The 19,112-nt window shown below is 65.9% G+C and carries 14 protein-coding genes; 9 read left to right on the plus strand and 5 right to left on the minus strand.

Annotated features, from left to right (window positions below):
• Positions 1–2 precede the first annotated feature (2 nt).
• Both O0880_RS22950 and O0880_RS22955 read left to right on the plus strand, forming a co-directional pair.
• On the plus strand, positions 3–1,013 hold the full coding sequence (locus O0880_RS22950; RefSeq protein WP_289888962.1) for a PoNe immunity protein domain-containing protein: 1,011 nt from the start codon (positions 3–5) through the stop codon (positions 1,011–1,013).
• A 2-nt stretch (positions 1,014–1,015) separates the two neighbouring features.
• Entirely contained in the window at positions 1,016–2,164 is a 1,149-nt protein-coding gene (locus tag O0880_RS22955; RefSeq protein ID WP_289888963.1) for a hypothetical protein, read from the plus strand.
• 29 nt (positions 2,165–2,193) lie between these two features.
• Here the strand turns inward: O0880_RS22955 and O0880_RS22960 are convergent, their stop codons facing one another.
• The 5 genes from O0880_RS22960 to O0880_RS22980 are packed head-to-tail and all read right to left on the minus strand — an operon-like array spanning position 2,194 to position 9,579.
• On the minus strand, positions 2,194–4,338 hold the full coding sequence (locus tag O0880_RS22960) for a DUF2235 domain-containing protein (RefSeq protein ID WP_289888964.1): 2,145 nt from the start codon (positions 4,336–4,338) through the stop codon (positions 2,194–2,196).
• Positions 4,335–5,096: a DUF3304 domain-containing protein gene (locus O0880_RS22965; protein ID WP_289888966.1), complete on the minus strand. Its 762-nt coding sequence runs from the start codon at positions 5,094–5,096 to the stop codon at positions 4,335–4,337. Before O0880_RS22965 ends, O0880_RS22960 begins: the two co-directional genes overlap by 4 nt.
• A complete protein-coding gene (locus O0880_RS22970; RefSeq protein WP_289888967.1) occupies positions 5,093–5,905 on the minus strand; it encodes a DUF4123 domain-containing protein in 813 nt (270 codons plus the stop codon). Before O0880_RS22970 ends, O0880_RS22965 begins: the two co-directional genes overlap by 4 nt.
• Before the next feature lie 3 nt (positions 5,906–5,908).
• Positions 5,909–8,806, minus strand: a complete 2,898-nt coding sequence (locus tag O0880_RS22975; protein ID WP_289888969.1) for a type VI secretion system Vgr family protein — start codon at positions 8,804–8,806, stop codon at positions 5,909–5,911.
• Positions 8,803–9,579: a hypothetical protein gene (locus O0880_RS22980; RefSeq protein ID WP_289888970.1), complete on the minus strand. Its 777-nt coding sequence runs from the start codon at positions 9,577–9,579 to the stop codon at positions 8,803–8,805. The genes O0880_RS22975 and O0880_RS22980 overlap by 4 nt, the downstream gene beginning before the upstream one ends.
• A 223-nt stretch (positions 9,580–9,802) precedes the next feature.
• Here O0880_RS22980 and O0880_RS22985 point away from each other — a divergent pair, with 223 nt between their 5' ends.
• Genes O0880_RS22985 through tssA form a run of 7 tightly spaced genes read left to right on the plus strand, consistent with a single transcriptional unit; the run spans position 9,803 to position 19,110 of the window.
• Entirely contained in the window at positions 9,803–10,687 is an 885-nt protein-coding gene (locus O0880_RS22985; protein WP_071326565.1) for a M15 family metallopeptidase, read from the plus strand.
• Positions 10,656–10,925, plus strand: coding sequence for a PAAR domain-containing protein (locus O0880_RS22990; RefSeq protein ID WP_071324359.1), 270 nt, complete (start codon positions 10,656–10,658; stop codon positions 10,923–10,925). Before O0880_RS22985 ends, O0880_RS22990 begins: the two co-directional genes overlap by 32 nt.
• 28 nt (positions 10,926–10,953) lie before the next feature.
• Positions 10,954–12,396: a hypothetical protein gene (locus O0880_RS22995; RefSeq protein WP_289888971.1), complete on the plus strand. Its 1,443-nt coding sequence runs from the start codon at positions 10,954–10,956 to the stop codon at positions 12,394–12,396.
• A gap of 50 nt (positions 12,397–12,446) precedes the next feature.
• A complete protein-coding gene (gene tssM, locus O0880_RS23000; protein WP_289889134.1) occupies positions 12,447–16,235 on the plus strand; it encodes a type VI secretion system membrane subunit TssM in 3,789 nt (1,262 codons plus the stop codon).
• On the plus strand, positions 16,232–17,212 hold the full coding sequence (gene tagF / locus O0880_RS23005) for a type VI secretion system-associated protein TagF (RefSeq protein WP_289888972.1): 981 nt from the start codon (positions 16,232–16,234) through the stop codon (positions 17,210–17,212). The genes tssM and tagF overlap by 4 nt, the downstream gene beginning before the upstream one ends.
• Before the next feature lie 2 nt (positions 17,213–17,214).
• A complete protein-coding gene (locus O0880_RS23010; RefSeq protein ID WP_071324362.1) occupies positions 17,215–18,027 on the plus strand; it encodes an OmpA family protein in 813 nt (270 codons plus the stop codon).
• A 51-nt stretch (positions 18,028–18,078) separates the two neighbouring features.
• Positions 18,079–19,110: a type VI secretion system protein TssA gene (tssA, locus tag O0880_RS23015; RefSeq protein ID WP_289888973.1), complete on the plus strand. Its 1,032-nt coding sequence runs from the start codon at positions 18,079–18,081 to the stop codon at positions 19,108–19,110.
• Positions 19,111–19,112: the final 2 nt, after the last annotated feature.

Raw genomic sequence — 19,112 nt, forward strand, 5'->3', positions numbered from 1 at the left:
GCATGCAGACACTGGATGAAAAGACTTTTCTCGCATCCCGCAGGGAATTGCTGTTGTCATACGCCATTTATGTTGAAAGCAAAACCAGCCAGGACGAGGGTTTCGACATGGTGCAGGCAGGTTTGCAACAGCCGGCGGAAGTACTGCAGAATATCCCCCCCGAAAATTTCATGACGGCGACGCGCGAGCGGGCCTGGGACGGCATCGACCAGCTTTCCCTCGCATACAGCGCCGGCCATACCACGGCCGATCTGCGCGCGCTGTATCCCACGATACTGGAATACTGGGAAGAGTATGCCAAATATGACAAGGCTTTCGACGTGCAGGCAAGCGCCGCGGAACAGGGATTTCCCCACTTCGCCCTGCCCGACGTCGCGTACGAACAGGTCAACCGCATGATCTGCCTGGGCATACTCCTGGGTTGGGGCAATTTGCTACCCCGCCTGGCGCCAGTCATCGATTTCAACAACCATGAAAAAGATGGGCTGGTCGAACGCCTGCTGGCATTTTCCATCGCCGGCCGGGATACCGCCTGGCCGGAATGCACGCGCCACCTGCCCTACTTCAAGACGCTCAAGATATTCGCCGCAGAAAAAAATGATCGCCCGGCGTTGATGCAGGACTACCTGGACGAATGGTATTACGCCAGCCGTCGCGAGCCCTACTATGGCAGCCACGAGCGCGACACCTCCTTTTCAGGCTACTGGTCATGGGAAGCGGCGGCCATTACTTGCCTGCTCGATATCGACGACAGCAGCTATCGCGATGCCAAATTCTATCCGGCAGACCTGACGGCCTTCTTCCGGCAGGCACGCATGGACTATGCGCCGGCCGGCAGCGGCCCTGTGCCGGCAAACGAATTGCGCGCCAAGGCCGGCGATCCCTGTCCCAAGGCGGGAACGTGGGAATCGCTCGATATTCCCGCGCGCGCCATGTCGTACGAGCGGGAACAGCCCATGCTCGACCTCGGTTCAGGATATGGATTGACCGTCTGGCGCTATCTGGAGAACTGAGCATGCCCGCCGTTACCGCGACTGGAAGCAGCAGGCAAAGCAAAACCGCCGTCATGGCGGCCATCGCCGGGGCTGGCTGCCTGTTCTTCGCCGTGGCGCCGCCTTCGCATGCCGCCGACACGCCCTTCCCAGGGATTTATTCCGTCATCGATCCCATCACGGGCATGACCCGGGATGTGCTGAAAATCGAACCGTTCATCCACGGCGAATTCAACGTCTTTCCCCGCTTCGCGGGGGAACGGGCGTGGGCCGGCGTCCTTTCCACCAAGGTCATGGGCGCCAGGGATCGCTATCTGGAGCAAGCATTATTTCCCCAAGACAGCAAGGTGCACGCCCTGGCGATCGCCGACATCGGCTACCTCTACCACACGCCCGGCGACAGCTATTCGCGCGACGGCCGCTCGGAGACAGGCTACCTGAGCCATATCTTTGCCATCGGCATCCAGTCCATGCAGCGCCGGCCGCTGCTGGCCGGCCATGCCGAACGCGGCGAGCGCGGCCAGCACGACTACCGGCCCGGGGCCGATGAAGCGAAGATATCGGTCAGCACCCTGAACTACAGCGCCCGTCCCATCCAGGTCGGCGTCAGCGACGCCGGCAATCCCGCGAATGCCGTCGATACGGATCCGCTGAATCCCTACATGAGCAGTGCCGCCAATTGCTGTTTCTACCTGCCGGCCGCATCGCAGCAGCCTCTGCAGGTCAACATCGAATACCGCTGGCTGCCGGACGGCAAGCGGGAAACGCGCACGCTGGCGCTGCCGGCCGGCAATGCCACCGACGAGCTGCTGGTCATCGTGCAAGCCGATGGCAAGCTGGCGCTGGAATTTCGCGCCCCGCACGAATCGCTGTCGATGACCCCGGATGGCGGCGTGAACGCCAGCAATGGCAGGCCGTATCCGGCCCTGCCCGCTGCCGAGCGCAAGGCCGTGCTGGCGGCGGAGCTGGCGCGTCAGCAACGTTTCCTCAAAGACATTAGCAAGAAACTGGAGAAACTGCCCTCGTCGACACCGCTGCAGCGCACGCAGCGGGTGGCAGAACTGGTCGAAGAGCGGCAAGCCACCGTGACCTACCTGGAAGCGTTTTCCGCATGCAAAGCGGCCGTGCGCGAGTGCGACCAGCAAGCCGCCGCGGCGGCCCGCGCCCGATAGCGGCAAGACAAGCCCGCTTGCCTGGCAGCTCAGGCGATGGCTTCTTCCGTCGCCTTGCCATTTCTCGAGATCAGCACGCTGTCATAGCCGCTGTACACCTTGCGGTAACGCAAATAGCCGGCCCGGCCGGACAGGCCATAGCTGGCCCAGCTTGAATCGAATGGTTCGCGTCCCTCCGTCTGCATGCGCGGAATCTTGCCCGTGCGATCAAACTCCTCGACAGCCTTGCGCTGCGCATCGTCCAGGCCATCCTTCATCGGCGTATAGGGCTGCAGGCCCGTTGTCGATTTCATGCCGTAGGCGCGCGCCATCATCTTTTGCCGTTCCTCGTGGGCCAGTGCTCCGCTGACATTCAGTTGCTGCACCCTTTTTCGCTTCGCGCTCCAGGATTGCAACTTCTCGATCAAATCCCCTTCATTGTCAGGATTTCCGGGAATTAACTTAAACCAGGCACGCGAGTCGTGCACGTAATTGTCAAAAAAATGGAGCGTCTCGGCGCCAGGCTGCGGCGCGCTGCCCCACCAGGTCGCGATCTCTTCCCATTCATTGTCGTGGTCATTGTCAAAACCCGGTTCCTGCGCCTTGGGCCTGTAGCCTTTGCCTTTCTCTGCCAGCCAGGTCTCGAACGCCCGAATTTCCTGTTCAAATTCCTGGTTGGCGCTTTGCAGATCGTTCTTGTCGAAGTTCGAGGCGCGGCCAAAGCTGGCCGTCGATTCCAGCGGGGTTTTGCTGGTCGGTCGTCGCGACCTGTGCCACAAGATATGATTCTTGCCCTGTTCGCGCATGATGGCAGTCAAGGTGCCCGTCTTCACCTTGCACGTGGCCAGGTAAGCGTTCAGTGCCGTGATCGTCTCCGGCGCGACCTTGAAACGCTCCTTGGCCACGGCGCTGGCGAATTCCAGCTTCAGGGGCACGCCTGCCAGCCTGGCCGCCCGGTACATATAGATCAGCGGAATGCGCGACAGCATGTCGGCCCCCATCTTGTCCAGACCACGGCCCTGCTCGCCCGGCATGTAGCCGCAACCGAGGTCGGAGTGCACGCCAGGGACGACCACCTCATCGCAATTCGGCGGCAACGCCTGCTTGACGGAGATCGAATCGAGCGGAAAGCTGCGCCGCAATTCATGCGCGGCGACCAGATGCAGGCATGGGATACCCGGGGGGATGCGCAAGCTGTCATCGGTATCGGCCCAGCCGCCATGGCCATCGAACATCTTGCCCAGCAGGCTGTTCCCCAGGGTATTGCCCAGGCCGACGGATGCCACCGTATCGAACAGGCCGAGGAAATTGAATGCCACCTCGAAACCACCGAGCGTCATCACGCCCGCTTTTTTACACAGATGGGCATCGAGCGTGCACATCGACATGAGCCAGTTGACAAAGGCGCGCGCCTGGGTGGCACCGCGCGAAAAACCAAAAATGGAAATGAAGATTTTCTTCACCGTCGCCGGGTCTTTTTGCCTGACATTGCCATATTTATCCGGCATGTGCACGGCGATTGCCGCATGCAGGCGCTTCAGGATTTTTTCAAATTCGAGACGCGTCTTTTCATTCTGCTCGTCATTCGGCATCTCGCGTTCAAACCGCTGGCGCGGTTTCATCAGGCGCCGCCGTGCCCTGTCGAGCACGATTCTATTCAGGATCGACTTTGTTTCATCGGGCGATAACAGGGGTTTCTTCAAAAAATAGCGGTGTATATTATTAATCGCCTGCAGCAGCGCCCACAGAATGCGCGCTTCGCCGCCATAACCGGCGGCCGCGCCCCGCGTCAGTTGCAAACCCTTGCCGCTGTCGCCGATCTGCTCGAACGGCGACGCCACGCCGGGAATATACACCTTGAAAAAATGCGAATACGCTGCCTTTTCGTGTACCCAATCGGTGGCATCGGGCAGCACCGTCGGCGTGCTCAGGCCGGGAAAACAGTCATACAGGCGGGCGACGTTCGAGTGATTCTTCCCGGCGTCGGCCTGAATATAATTATTTTTCGTGCCGTCAAAGAAAAAACCAAAAAAGAGATTGGTTTTGCAGGTTGCGCAGGGAGGCTTGACGACAGACTTCTCGATCTCCTCCGCTGTCTTGCGTATTTTTCTCGATTCAATAGCAGAAAACAAGGTATCGAAATCGGCAGCCTTGGAAAACTCCGCGGGGACAGGCTCGATCAATCTGAAACTCATGGACGCTCCTTTTTTAACTGTTCCAATTTGCTTCGGCTGCCAGCCAGCAAACGGGCATAGTCCGCGCGCAAATACGCGTGAAAGCGCGTATCGTCAGGTCCCGTATAGTCGCTGAACGCTTTCGGGTCTGATTTCCGCTCAGACTCCCACACTTCCCTGGCATGCTTGAGCGGCGCCAGGCGCATCTGTTCAAGCAGCTTTTCCCACAATTCGACGCCGCCCTCTTCATGCTGAATGTAGGCATCCCATTTCTCTCGCCGATATTCCAGCGACGGCAGCGGCCAGCCCTTGACCTTCCCTGGCCAGCTGGCGTGATCGGGCTGGTAGTCGCTGGAAATGATCGCCAGCTTTCCATCGGCGCCGCGCAGCACCCACAGCTCGCCCGGCTTGCCGTCGGCATACGCGGGAACTTCGAGCACCTGCGTCTGCTTCACTTCCGGCACGCTGCCATCAGCCTTCCGGGGCAGCCAGTAGGTGGCGTCCACCTGCACCTGAATGCCGGCTCGCCAGCGCCGGGGCAAGTCGTAGCAGCACATCGTGCCGCCGGCGGCATACGGGTCGATCGTTTCGCCACCGCCCGCATTGTCCTTGTTGGCGGGATCGACGATGGCGTAACGAAAGACGTCTCCGCTGTAATTGACGCCGTGTATGCTGACCGGCACGTTCTTGTCGGCGCAAGCGCTCAGCATGGGCAGCAACAGCACGCCCATTGCCAACGCGCGCCAGCCCGCGCCAGCGGCTGTTCGAACGATCATCATGCGTCCCCCTGCGCTTGCATGCTGGTTTCAGGCGGCCGCGCGGCATCGGGCACTGCGCCACTCTGCAGCCAACGCTCGCACCAGTCGGCCTTTTCATAGTAATCGAGCGGTTCGCCCTGGATGGCGGCCAGGGCTTGCGCCACGCCACGGTAGGCGCCATGGCGGTCATGGCTGTGGTCGTGCCCGCGTTCATGCAGCATGGCGAGGATTTCATCGGCTTCGCTGTCGCCGATCAGGCTGGCAAACTGCTGCTCGCTCAGCGCCACGGGCCGTTCCGCCAGCGCGCTGTCCAGCCCGGGCACCGGCAACTGCCGCCAGTTGCCGTCGCGGGCGATGTAGGACCAGCTGACGGCGGGCCCAGCCAGCTGCGCCTGCTGCACCGGTGTCAGCGCGGCATAGATGGCCGGCAGCCGGCGCGTGTCGGGGAAACGAAAATTGAAGCGCTGGCCTTCGCCTTCGATGACGCACCAGGCGGCCAGCCTTTCGGCCAGTGCCGCCTGGCTTTCCCGCGTGGCGATGGCACTCAGCATGGGCCAGCCGCTGCAGCGCTGCAGCCAGGACGCCTCGGCCATGCCCATGCCCAGGCCGGGATACGCCAGCAGCAGCGGCGATACGTCGCGCGTGGCGTCATTGCAACCTGGCAAGCTTTCAAACAGCAGGGCCGGCGACAGCGTGGCCAGCTTGCGCTGCAGCCCCGGCAGGAAGACGCCGTCGAGCAAGAGATACAGCCGCGCGTTTGCCGGCGCCGCCTCGCGCGCCAAGGTGTCGCACTGCGCCAGCCAGCCATCCGTGTAAGGGGCAATCAGCATCGTCTATCCTGCCATGGTGAAAGCGGAGCCGGCCATCAGGGACTTTTTCAGGCATTCCACGCATATGCTGCTGGGCAAACCGGGCATCGCATACGCCATGCTTTCCGGGCCGATAAAACTTTTCTTGCCGGCATGGATCGTGATCTTGCCCGGACACTGGATGGTGATGTTGCCGCCCTCGATAGTGATATTCGCCCCGCCCGCCGTCGACAAACGGATGCTTTTCGCCGCCGCCCAGTCGATGTGCGCCGTGGCGCTGATCACATTGACTTCGTCGCGCGCCTGCACCTTGAGCACGTCGGCCTGCGCCTGCAGGTCGATGGCCTGCTTGGCGGCGATCATCTGCAGGCCGATATTGTTCTCGCCCGCCTTGACGACGCCGCCCAGGGTGCCGATGGCCTGGCCGGCATGCACGCGCAGCTGGCCGCCGCCGACGAACTGCGTATCGAGTCCGCTCATCAGCGACACGGTTTCGCCGTTCGCCAACTGGATATCCTTGCCGGCCAGCACGCCAAGCCCGGCCCGGGCAGCGATGGCAATGATGGCGTCGCTGCTGTGCGGCAGCTTGTCGTCGCCGGGAGTCGTGGGCTTGGCGGCCGCGTCGCGCCTGGCGGCTGTCGTATTGTCCTGGCTGAGCATGCCCGACGCCGTCGTCAGGAATGCCTTCAGCGGCGCCGCCTTGTCGTCCAGTACGCTGGCATCCGGCTTGGCCGCGCCCAGATGGCTGGCATAGGCCACGGTCTGGTGCGTGACGGCGGCGGCGCTGAACGTTTCGCCCAGCTTGGCCGCCTGCTTGAGCAATACCATGCCAGGCGCATTGTCGCCGGCCGGGTCGCGCGCCTGCACGTCATGGTTGACGAGGTAGCTGGAGACCAGCAAGCCCGCGCCCGCACGCACGGCGCCATAGTGATCCGTGCGCAACTCGGCGCCCGTGCCGCGCAGGCTGCCCCGGTAATTGTCTGCCGCGTGGATCAGGTGGCCAAGATTGAGCTCGCTTGCGCCATGGCTGCTTTTGAGCTGGATGCGGCCCTGCTGGTCCGTATCGTCGAACAGCAGCTGGTTATAGCCGCTGGCGCCAAATTCCTTGCTGCGGATGCCCCATTGGGCCGTGCCGTTGCGGTGGCCCGCAGTGCCGCCCGCCGCGCCATGCCACAGCGGACTGTTGCCACCGGCCACGTTGCCCTGCGCCGATGGGGCGTGGTCGTGCGCCGCCTCGAACACGCCGGCGGCGCTCGCGTTCGCGCTGGCGGCACCGCCCGGCGTCGGCGCCAGGCCGCCCTCGCCCTGGCCGTTGTACAGCGCGCCGACGATGATGGGACGGTCGATATCGTTTTCCAGGAATTGCACCAGCACTTCCTGGCCGATGCGCGGCAGGAACTGGCTGCCCATGCCGCCACCGGCCGAGCGCTGCGCCACGCGCACCCAGCAAGTCGCACTGCCGTCCTGCTGCCAGTGAAAGCGGATGCGCACCCGGCCCAGCCTGTCGCAGTAAATCTCGCTGGCGCCGCCGGCCGCATTGCCGCCATCGGCGCCCACCACGATCGCGCTCTGGCTGCCCAAGGCCGTGGGTTTCGGATGGTGGCGCACGTCGCCGCCGTCCTGTGCCGGGCGCCATGGCGTATCGGCCGGGATCGCTTCAATATGGTTGGCATAGCCGCTCTCGGCCGCCTGCGCGATCACCTGTCCGAAATGTGCGATGTCGCGCGGCGCCAGCGCCTGGTCGGCCAGGCCTTCCTGCAGCAAGGCGGGAATGGGGCCGAACAGCTCAGCCAGCCCCTCGCGGGCCGGCGCCGGCAAATTATTGACGCCCACGCTGCACACGCGCAACACGACCAGCGCGGGCGCCGCGCCGCCCTCCTGCTGCAATGGACCTTGCGTCAGCGTAAAACGGGTGCCGGCACGCAAGGTGCGCACGGTGGAGCGCGCATCCCAGCGTTCGCTGCGCGCTTCGATGGCCTGCATCTGCAGCAAGGCATAGCGCGCGGCCTGGGCGGCATCGGCATAGAAATACTGGCCCGGCGCATCATAGCTTTCCAGCACCATGGCGTTCTTGCCACCGGGCGCCAGCCGCGTCGGCACGCTGGCGCTGACGGCTTTCTTGGCCTTGTAATCGTAGCTGAGGACGGTCGCAACCGAGGTGCTCAGCGCCCGCCCACGGCTGATCGCCTGGACCGCATCGGCCTGTTCCATGGCCCGCGCGCCATGGAAACGCAAGCCGCCGCCGGCAGCGCTGCTGGCGTCTTCCGGCACGGCGCTCAGCGCGCTGCTGTCGGCGAACAGCACCAGGCAGTGGCCGCCATCCTGTTCTTCGAAACGCCATGCCAGTCCTTCTTCGGCCAGCAGACGGCTGACGAAGGCCAGGTCCGATTCGCGGTACTGGCAGCAATAGCTGCGCGGCGACGCCTCCTGCATGAACGGCCCCGTGTCATCGCTCCAGCGCCAGACGGCCTGCGGCGCATAGGCGTCGAAGACACTGTCGACGATCTCGATCACGCTCTTGTCTTGCCACACGCGGCTATTGCGCGCCTGGCTCAGCAGCCACAGCCATGGAGTCAGGCGCAGCCGGAAACGGGCCAGTCCCCCTTCGCTGCCCAGCATGGCCGCCTCGCTGACATGGCCGCTGAATGCGGCACGGCTGCCATCGGCCAGGCTGACCTGCAAGGTGGCAGGCTGGCCCAGCAGCGGCGCCAGCGCCAGATTGGCGTTGGTGGACAGTACGATGACGTCGCGCGCGCCCACCCCGTGCAAGCGCTCGTCGGACGCAAACGCTTCCACCAGCAATGCGTCCCCCGCATCGCCGCCCTCGCCGCCCAGGACCAGCTCGTACAGCCGCGTCACGCTGCTGAAACCGGCCAGCGACGCGCCGACCTGCGCGGCCTGGTCGGCGCGCGCGCCGCTCATGCGCCGGCCCTCGCGGCGGACCTGGCCGCCTTGCATTGCGCATTGCCGGCGCCACGGCCCCTGCACACGCGTTCGCGGCAGGCGTCGGCGGCCGTCCGTTTCAACCTGGCGCATTGCTGAAGCTGGGATTGCAGGCTGGCGACGGGCGGTGCGGGAACAGGAGCAACTTGCGCGTGGGCCACGAGGGCCGCCAGCAAGGCGATGTCGCTTTCTTCCTCGCGGCTGGCAGCTGGCGCCGTCTCGGCCTTGGCGGCCGGCTTTTTCGCCGGCGGATGAGATGCTTTAGGGACACTCCTGGCTGGCGTTTGGGCCGGCCGCGCCGCAGGCGCCGAGGGCGTTTCCAGGGCCTTGCTCAGCACATCGCCGGCAGGCGTGGCGGCGCTACGGGCGGGAGCGGCCGTCAGCATGTCATTCAGGCTTTGCCGCGGCGCCGGGTCGATGGCGGCCGGTGCCTCGTCATGAATGCGGGCGACGGCGGGCGGCACTTCCGGGACAGTCGCGGCGGCGGCCGGCAAGGCCGCGACCACCGGCGCCTGTGCGTCCGCTCCGCGCTGCCCCAGCCAGACACCGGCCGCCAGCAGCAACAGGGCGGCAGCCGCCCCGGCCCCATAGCGTACCGCCAGCCGGCCACCCGTCGCGCCGCCTGCGACAGCCCCGCCCTTGCCGCCTTGCAGCGTGGTCAGGATACGGTTACGGTCGGCCTCGGCCTGCTGCGCTGGCGTCAATAGGCTGGGCCGGGCCGAGGCCCTGGGGCTGTCGTCGTGAGGTCGCAAAATGTGAGCTCCTGTAATATTTGCAAGACTTTACGCTATTCAACAAAATGATGACGCGTGCCATAAAATCAACAGTGCGCACCCCCGCACAATTGAAATGCACAGCCCGTTAATTAGCAGTTTTGTAAGATATACTCCCGAGCAATATCCGTGTCCATGCACCGGCATCGCGCCGCGGATAGCACAAACTCTGCAGCCAAACATTCTTTTGATTGAGGTGCGCGTGTTTCTACTCGCGGTAGCACTGTATTTCATACTGGCATGCCTGGTCAGCTGGCTGGCGCTGTTTCCGGCCGGGCGCGATTTCGTCATGCAAGCAATGTATGGCGCGGAGCAACGCCTTGCCGCGTACGTCAGCCGCTTCACCAGACAGCGGCAGGCGGGCCTGGCCAGCGTGCGCCAGGGCGGGACGGCGGCGCTCGGCCACACGGCCGCCTTCCTGCGGCGCCACTACCTGCTGTGCCTGGCGGGCATGGCGGTGATCAGCCTGCCGACGGCACTAGTCCTCATGACGGACAGCAAGCGCATGCTGGGCGCCTACGACGTCTCCACGCGTGAAATGAATGCCCAGGTCGCCAGCCTGCTGCAGGGCGAGCAACTGGTGCCGCCCGTCGACCTCCCGCCGCTCGTGTTTGCCACCGAAGAAGTGCGGCTGGAGCGGCCCTTGCTGATATCTGCCAGCCGCAACTGGACACTGTTGAATACGGAATACGCGCAGCGTTTATTGCTTGTCTTTAAAATAATGAAGGAAAAGCATGGCTACGACATGGCGCTGCTGGAGGGCTATCGCAGTCCGGAGCGGCAAAACACCCTGGCGGCCATGGGGCCCAGCGTAAGCAACGCGGCCGCCTTCCAGAGCTGGCACCAGTATGGTCTGGCCGCCGATTGCGCGTTTTTGCGCGACGGCAAGCTGGTCATCTCGGAAAAGGATGCGTGGGCCATGCGCGGCTATCAGTTGTATGGCGAAGTGGCCGAATCGGTCGGCATGACGTGGGGCGGTCGCTGGAAAATGATGGATTTCGGACATACCGAGCTGCGTTTGCCCGGTGTGATGAAAAAAGCTGACAGGAGCGCATATGGCGGGTCCGGTAATCAGATTGGGCGATAAAACCTCGCACGGCGGCACCGTGCTCGAAGCGTCGACCGTGAGCGACAGCGGCGGCATCGGCATCGCACGCGTGGGCGACAAGGTTGCCTGTCCCCTGCCGGGCCACGGCGTCTGTCCCATCGTCAGCGGCGACCCGAGCCTGGTCGTCGATGGCCGGCCCGTGGCCCGCCATGGCGACAAGACCAGCTGCGGCGCGGTGCTGATCGCCAGCCAGCAAGCAACCACGGACCAGGCATGAGCGCGCGCCGGCACGAGGAACAGCGCTGATGCGCGCGTGGCTGCGGCGCTGCCTGCTGGTGCTGGCCGTGTTCGCGCTGTGCTGGGGCGGCGCCATCTGGTACTGGCGCGCCGGCACGCGCGTGCCGACGGCGGGCGACCTGGCCGGCGCCATGCTGTTGCTGCCGCTGTCGCTGTTGCTGGCCTTCTGGCTGGGCAAAAAGCTGCTGGCCAGGCTGGCGGCCAGGCCCGCCATGGCGGCGGCCGTCGCGGCGACGCCACAGGCCGACGCCGCGCCCACGGCAGCGCCGCCGGCGCCGCTGCATATCGTCGCGGCCGCCCTGCGCATGCCGGGCGGCGCCACGCCCGAGGAACTGACTACGGCCATGCAGGCGAGGCAGGCCCGTCCCGCGCTTGACCCGGAATTGCTCGATGAAAACGGCTACCCTTTGCTGTGCGGAAAAGTGGCCGGGGTACAGGAAGACACGCAGCAGCAAACCCTGGCCGCCTGGCTGCGCCAGCATCCGCAGCCAGGATTGGATGCAGAACGCTTCCCCTTCAATCCTGAGGATGTGCGCGCGCTGGCCCTGGGCGCCGAAGTGCTGGCCGACCTGATGTACGCAGCCATGCGGCATCCGCTGCTGCCCGCATGGTTGATGGTGCCCGCCTCGGCCCGCGCGGCCATGGCGCTGCCCACGCTGCAACTGCACCTGCTGCTGCCGGCGGCGTGGAGCCCCGCCCAGTCGCAGGCGGGCAGCGCCTGGCTGCACCGGCTGCTGCTGGAGCAGGGCTGGCCGCCCGAAAAGCTGGCCTTGCCGACGCTGTCCGCCACACCGCAACCGGCCCCGTTCGCGCTGCTCGCGCAGATTGCCGCGCGCGCGGCGCAGGACGGGCAACCTGTCCTGGCCATCGTACTGGCCTGCAACTCCTACATCGGCGAGATGAGCGTGCACGACTGGGCCAGCAGGGAGCAGCTGTTCAGCGCCGGACACGCCGACGGACAGATACCAGGGGAAGGCGCGGCCGGCCTGCTGCTGGCGAACTCGGCCGAAGCGGCGCAGCTGGAAGCACCGGCGTCCGTACTGCTGCACCGCGGAGCCGCGCAGGCGCGCGACAGCGCCGCCGGGCCGCGCAAGCAGGGCGAGCCGGGTTTGCTGGCAAGCCTCACCACGCAGGCGCTGGCCAGCGCCGCCGTGGCCAGCGCCGACATCACGCTGGTGAGCGCCGATACGGACCAGCGCGCCGGCCGCATGCTCGAACTGATGAATTGCACCAGCGCCCTGCTGCCTGAACTCGATCTCGGCACCCAGGTGTTGAGCGTCGCCGCGGCGTGCGGCCATGCCGGTCCCGTCGCCACCCTGGCGGCGCTGGCACTGGCGCAGCACGCGGCGGCCAGCGGCGGCCAGGTCTTATGCCTCAGCAACCTCGATCCACTGCACTACGGCGCCATCGTCGTCGGCCCGCCCGCCGGCAACGGCGACGCCGCCGGCTGACGCTGACACCTTCCACCCACGCACATTAACGGCTTGCTCACTACACTATGATGCAACGATTTTGGCACCTCCTCACTACCCGCTTCAGCCTGCTCATCCTGGGCGGCGTGGCTTTCGTCCTGCTGCTCCTGGTGTGCACCGTCATCTTCGAATGGCCTTACCTGCCCGTGCTGGCGGTCCTGGCCGCGGCGGCGCTGCTGGTCGCCATCGCGTGGTGGTGGCGCCAGCGGCGGCGGCGGCGCGACGGCGCCAGCTTCAGCAACATGCTGGAACAGCAGGCGGCTGGCGCCGCGCCGAAGGCGGGAGCGGTGCAGCGCGAGGAAACCGAAGCCATCCGCAAACGCATGCTCGAAGCGATCGGCACCATCAAGACTTCCAGGCTGGGCCAGCTGTCGGGCGACGCAGCCCTGTATGAATTGCCCTGGTATATGATCATCGGCAACCCCGCCGCCGGCAAGAGCACGGCCATCGCCAATTCCGGCCTGCAATTCCCCTTTGTCGACAGCAAGATCGTGCAAGGCCTGGGCGGCACCCGCAATTGCGACTGGTTCTTCACCACCGACGGCATCCTGCTCGACACGGCAGGCCGCTACTCCGTCAACGACGAAGACCGCGCCGAATGGTTCGGCTTTCTCGGCCTGCTGAAAAAGCACCGCAAGCGGGCGCCCATCAACGGCATCATCATCGCCGTCAGCATCGCCGAACTGACGGGCAGCCGGCCCGAATTCGCCATCGAACTGGCGAAGAACCTGCGCCAGCGCGTGCAGGAACTGACGGAAAAGCTGGAAGTCCACGCCCCCGTGTACGTGGTATTCACCAAGGCCGACCTGATCACGGGCTTCACCGAATTCTTCCAGGATGCCGAACGCAGCGAGCGCGACAAGGTCTGGGGCGCCACCCTGCCCTACAGCGTGAGCAGTTCGAAACAGGACGTGCTGGAACAGTTCGACCAGCGCTTCGACGAACTGTACGATGGTTTGAAGGACCTCAGCCTGGCCAGCATGGCCCTGCTGGGCCGCGAGCGCATGCCGCCCGGCGTGTTTACGTTTCCGCTGGAATTCAGCTCGATCAAGGGGCCGCTGCGCACCTTCATTGCCACCCTGTTCGAGGAAAACCCGTTCCAGTTCAAGCCCGTGTTCCGTGGCTTCTATTTCACCAGCGCCTTGCAGGAAGGCGTGTCGGTCTCGGCCTCGTCGGAACGGGTGGCGCAGCGCTTCGACCTCAAGCTGCAGCCGCAGGAACAGGCGGCGGTACAGGACCAGCACGGCTACTTCCTGCTCAACCTGTTCCGCAAGGTCATCTTCGCCGACAAGGACCTGGTGGCCCAGTACGCCAGCCCGCGCAAGACCCGGCTGCGCTACGCCACCTTCTTTGCCGCCATCGCGCTGGCCGGCCTCGCGCTGGGCGGCTGGAGCTGGTCCTACCTGGCCAACCGCCAGCTGGCGGCCAATGTGCAGGCCGACCTGGACCAGGCCATCAAGGTGCAGGACAAGCGCCTGGACCTGCATTCGCGCTTCGAGGCGCTGGAAATCCTGCAGGACCGCATCGAACAGCTGGAAGCGTACCGCAGCAAGCGCCCGCTGGCCCTCAGCCTGGGCCTGTACCAGGGCGACTTCCTCGAGCGCAAGCTGCGCGAAGAATATTTTTCCGGCGTGCGCGAAGTCATGCTCAAGCCGGTGACGCAATCGCTGGAAGCGTTCTTATCGGAAGTCAATGCGGGCGCCGGCCGCCTGCAGCCGATGGCCGGCACGCCGCCAGCGGCCGCCGTGCCGGCAGCAACGCCCGCTGTCGCCGCCGCCCCGGCTGCGGCTGCGGCTGCCACCGCGGCGCCTCCCGCCACACCGGCCGTCCAGCAATTCAAGGATGCCGCGCCGGCGAACGTGGAAGACGCCTACAACGGCTTGAAGACGTATCTGATGCTGAGCGACAAGTCGCGTGCCGAGGCCAGCCACCTGAACGACCAGCTGACGCGCTACTGGCGCGGCTGGCTCGACGCCAACCGGGGCAGCATGCCGCGCGAACAGATGATACGCAGCGCCGAGCGCATGATCTCGTTCTACCTGGCGCAGATCAATGATCCGTCGTGGCCGCAGATCGACAGCAAGCTGGCCCTCGTCGACCAGTCGCGCGACAGCCTGCGCCGCGTCGTGCGCGGCATGCCGGCGCGCGACCGCGTGTATGCCGACGTCAAGGCGCGCGCCGCCACGCGCTTCCCGTCGATGACGGTGGCCCGCATCGTTGGCGAGCAGGACAAGGAACTGGTGCTGGGCAGCTACGCCATCCCCGGCACGTTTACCCGCGACGCCTGGGAGAAATACATCCAGCAAGCGTTCCAGGAAGCGGCCAACCGCGAATTGCAAAGCGCCGACTGGGTGCTGAAAACGGCGTCGAAGGACGACCTGACCCTGGAAGGCAGCCCCGAGCAGATCCAGAAAGCCCTGGTCGAACTGTACAAGAACGACTATGCGAAGGAATGGCAGAAATTCCTCCAGGGCGTCAGCATCCGCGAATTGAACGGCTTCGACAACGCGGCGCAAGCCATGAACCGCCTCGGCGACCCGCAATCGTCGCCCATCAACAAGCTGATCGAGACGGTGTACCAGGAAACCTCGTGGGACAATCCCTCGCTGCTGGGCCAGGGCTTGCAGCGGGCGCAGCGCGGGATGATGGACTGGTTCAAGGAAACGGTGCTGCGCCAGAAACCGGCCGTGGCCGGCGGCCAGGCCGGCAGCGCCCTGCCGATGGGGCCCGTCGGCCGCGAATTTTCCGGCGTGGCCCGCCTGGTCGTCGCCCGGGACAAGGATGCCTCGCCGATGCGCGGCTACCTGGCCACGCTGTCCAAGCTGCGCGTGCGCCTCAACCAGATCAAGAACCAGGGCGACACGGGGCCGGGCGCCAAGCAGCTGATGCAGCAAACGCTGGACGGCAGCGGTTCGGAACTGGCCGATGCCCTGAAATATGTCGACGAACAGATGCTGACGGGCATGAGCGATCCGCAAAAGCAGGCCATCCGGCCGCTGCTGGTGCGCCCGCTGATGCAAACCTTCGCCGTCATCGTCAAGCCCACCGAAACGGAAATCAACAAGGTCTGGCTGGCGCAGGTGCTCGAACCGTTCCAGAAAACGCTGGCGGCGAAATACCCGTTCGCGCCCGATTCGCGCACCGAGGCGAGCAACGCCGACATCGGCCAGGTCTTCGGCCCGGAAGGCGCCATCGCCAAGTTCTTCAATACCGCCATCGGACCGCTGGTGGTGCGCCGCGGCGACAGCATCAGCGCCAGGACGTGGGCGTCGATGGGCATCAGCCTGGCGCCGCCCGTGGTGGCCAGCCTGCCGGGCTGGATCGCGCCGCTCAGCGCGAATGGCGTGGCGACGGCGGCCGGCGCCGCCGAAGCGCAGACGCGCTTCGACTTGCAGGCGCTGAGTGCGCCGGGCGCCAGCGAATACACGATCGAGATCGATGGCCAGGCGCTGCGCTGGCGCGGCCAGCCGCAGCCGTGGATACACATGGTCTGGCCCAACCCGCAAGGCGTGCCCGGTTCGCGCATCAGCGCCATCACGCCGGAAGGGCGCAACGTGGTGCTGCTGAATGAGCCCGGCCATTTCGGCCTGAAGAAAATGATCGATTCGGCCAAGCGCACGCGCAAGGAAGGCGGCGTATTCGAACTGAGCTGGGAAAACAGCGGCGTCACCGTGACGGCCAACCTGAAGATCGTCACCACGCCGGCAGCGGCGGCGGCCCCCGCCGGCGGCCAGGGTTTCCGCGGCCTGAAGCTGCCGGAAACGGTGGTCAACAGCGTCCCCGACACGGGCGCCGCACTGGCCGGGAATACGCCATGAGCCGCCCGACACCCACCGCGATCGGCTATTTCGGCAAGATCCCCAGCCGTGGCGACTTCGTCAAGAGCGGCGACAATCCCGCGCTGCTGAAGATGCTCGACGACTGGCTCGCCAACGCCATGGACCTGATGAGCGCCGACGCGCGCTGGAAGCTCACGTATGACGCGCTGGCGCCGCTGCATTTCGCCTTCATCGGCCCGCGCCGCGGACGCGCCATCGCCGGCCACATCGCCGCCAGCAGCGACGCCTCGTCGCGCCGTTTCCCGTTCCTGATGATGAGCGCAATGGAAGTGGGCAACCCGGCCGGCTTCGTGCCCACCAGCCCGCTGGTGCTGTCGCGCCTGTGGAACCGGCTCGATGCGCTCAGCGGCGGCCTGCGCGGCGCCGAAGCGGCTGCCGCGCTGCAGGCGGCAGCCGGCGCCAGCATCGAGCTGGACTTGCGCAGCAGCGCCTATGACGCCGCCTTCGACGACTTCCTCGACCTGCAGACGGTCGGCGCCCTCGACGCGCTGCTGGCGCCGACGGGCTTTGGCGGCTCGGTGCGGCAAGTGCTGCTGGCATTGGGCATGCTGCTGCAGCCCGTCATGGCCAGCAGTTCCAGCCGGCTGGAAAAAAGCCTGGAACTGCCGCTGCCGGACGACCCGCTGTACCGCAACCTGGTGGCGGCGTTCTGGATGCACCTGATCGCGCCCTTCCTGGCGCGCGCCGACTTCGAACTGGCGCTGTTCCTCACCCGCATCCGCGGCCGCCACGCGCTGGTGCTGGGCTTTTGCGGCGCCTCGGCACAGACGCTGCACGCCATCATGGAGCCGCAGGCGGCGCTGGAGCACCATATCGCCTTCGACGACCTGGCCTGGGTCGAGGAACACGTGGGCGCCGACTACGCCATCAAGAAGGTTTCAACCTACCTCGCGCAGGCAAACCTGTCACTCAAATCGGCGCACGACTCGTTTCGCGCCGCCTTCATCGGGACCTGATCATGCGCCAACTCCGGATTGCCCTCCTCGCCTGCCTGGCGCTTGCCGCGTCCGGCGCCCGCGCCCAGGCGGCCGCCGCCCCTGCCGCCATGCCCGCGATACCGGCGGCCGCCACGCCGCAGCCTGGCCAGGTGCTGGCCAGCGGCACGGTGCCCGACGAGGCGTCCAAGGCCGCCGTGCTGGCCCGCCTGCGCGACCTGTATGGCGCCGACAAGGTGGTCGACCAGATCGCCGTCGGCCAGGTCGCGCTGCCGGCCAACTGGAACGCCTACGTGCAAAAACTGCTGACGCCCGACCTGAAGCAGATCCGCCGTGGCCAGCTGACGATCGACGGCAGCGTCGTCAGCGTGCGCGGCGAAGTGGCCAACGAGGCGCAGCGGCAAAAGATCGCCAGCGATATCGCCACCAGCCTCAATCCCACCTACACCGTCAACAATGGCTTGCGCGTCTCCGCGGCGGACCAGAATATCCTCGACAGCACGCTGGCCAACCGCACCATCGAGTTCGAAAGCGGCAAGACCACGCTGACGCCGTCCGGCCGCGCCATCCTCGACGAAATGGGCGCGGCGCTGCAAAAACTGGCGGGACGCAAGGTCGACATCATCGGCCACACGGACAACCAGGGGCTGCGCGCCAGCAATCAGCACCTGAGCCAGGCGCGCGCCGAGGCGGTCAAGGCCTATCTGGCGGCCAAGGGCATCGATGGCGACTTGCTGAGTGCCTCGGGCCAGGGGCCGGACCGGCCCATCGCCAGCAACGACAGCATCGACGGCCGCGCGCGCAACCGCCGCATCGAATTTCGCATGGTCCAGTAAGACCTGGCCGCCACACCCGCCAAGCCATCCGCCACCATTTTCGGGAATACCATGATTTCAGCCGACCAGCTTCTCCTTCCCATCAGCGCCGTACAACCGTGCGGCATCGACCTCTCCTTTTCCGCCGACCTCGATGCGATCAGCCAGGCGCGCAAGTTCGACGATCCCTCGCTCGACCAGGGCGAATGGGTCACCGACCTGAAGGAAGCCGACTGGGATTTCGTGCAGCGCCGCTGCGCCGCGCTGCTGGCCGAAAAAAGCAAGGACTTGCGGCTGGCCGCCTGGCTGGCCGAAGCGAGCGCCAGGCAAGACCATTTGCAGGGGCTGGGCCAGGGCTACCGCCTGCTGGCCGGCCTGTGCCGGCAATACTGGGACCTGGGCCTGTATCCGCAAGCCGATGACGGCGACCACGAGCAGCGCATCGGCAACCTGAGCTGGATTCTCGCGCGCACGCCGGCCCTGGTGCGCGCCATGGCCTTGACGGACAGGCAGTCCGGCGGCTGGTCGAGCATCGACTTCGACGCGGCGCGCAAGCGGGCCGCCAGCAACCAGGATGGCGTCAACGGCGTGAAACTGGCGGACATGGAGGCTGCGCGGCGCAACAATTCGGCGCAGTTCCGCGCCGCCTTCGCCGCCGACGCCCAGTTCTGCCTGGACGCGCTGGCGGAACTCGAGCAGGCCGCCGATGCGCGCCTGGGCCGGGACAGTCCCGGCTTTTCGCTGGCGCGCGAAGCGCTGCAAGCCATGCAGCGCGCGCTGCCCCCGGCCGCCGTCGCTGCCCCGGGCGCGGCAGCGGCCGTGCCTCCTGCCAGCGTCCAGGCGCCTGGCGCCGGCATGCCGCCGCTGCCTGCGGCGGCGCCGGGCGAGATCCACAGCCGCGCCCAGGCCCTGGCGCAGCTGCGCCAGGTGGCGCTGTACTTCCGCCAGACGGAACCCCACAGCCCCGTCTCGTATTTCGCCGACAAGGCGGCCGACGCCGGCGAGCAGACGCTGCACGAATGGCTGCGCGGCGTGGTCAAGGACAGCGCCTCGCTCGCGCATATCGAGGAACTGCTGGGCGTTGCGCCGCCCGCCGGCCAGTAAGC

It is taken from the genome of Janthinobacterium sp. SUN118 (genome assembly GCF_030397695.1).
Classification (GTDB): domain Bacteria; phylum Pseudomonadota; class Gammaproteobacteria; order Burkholderiales; family Burkholderiaceae_D; genus Janthinobacterium.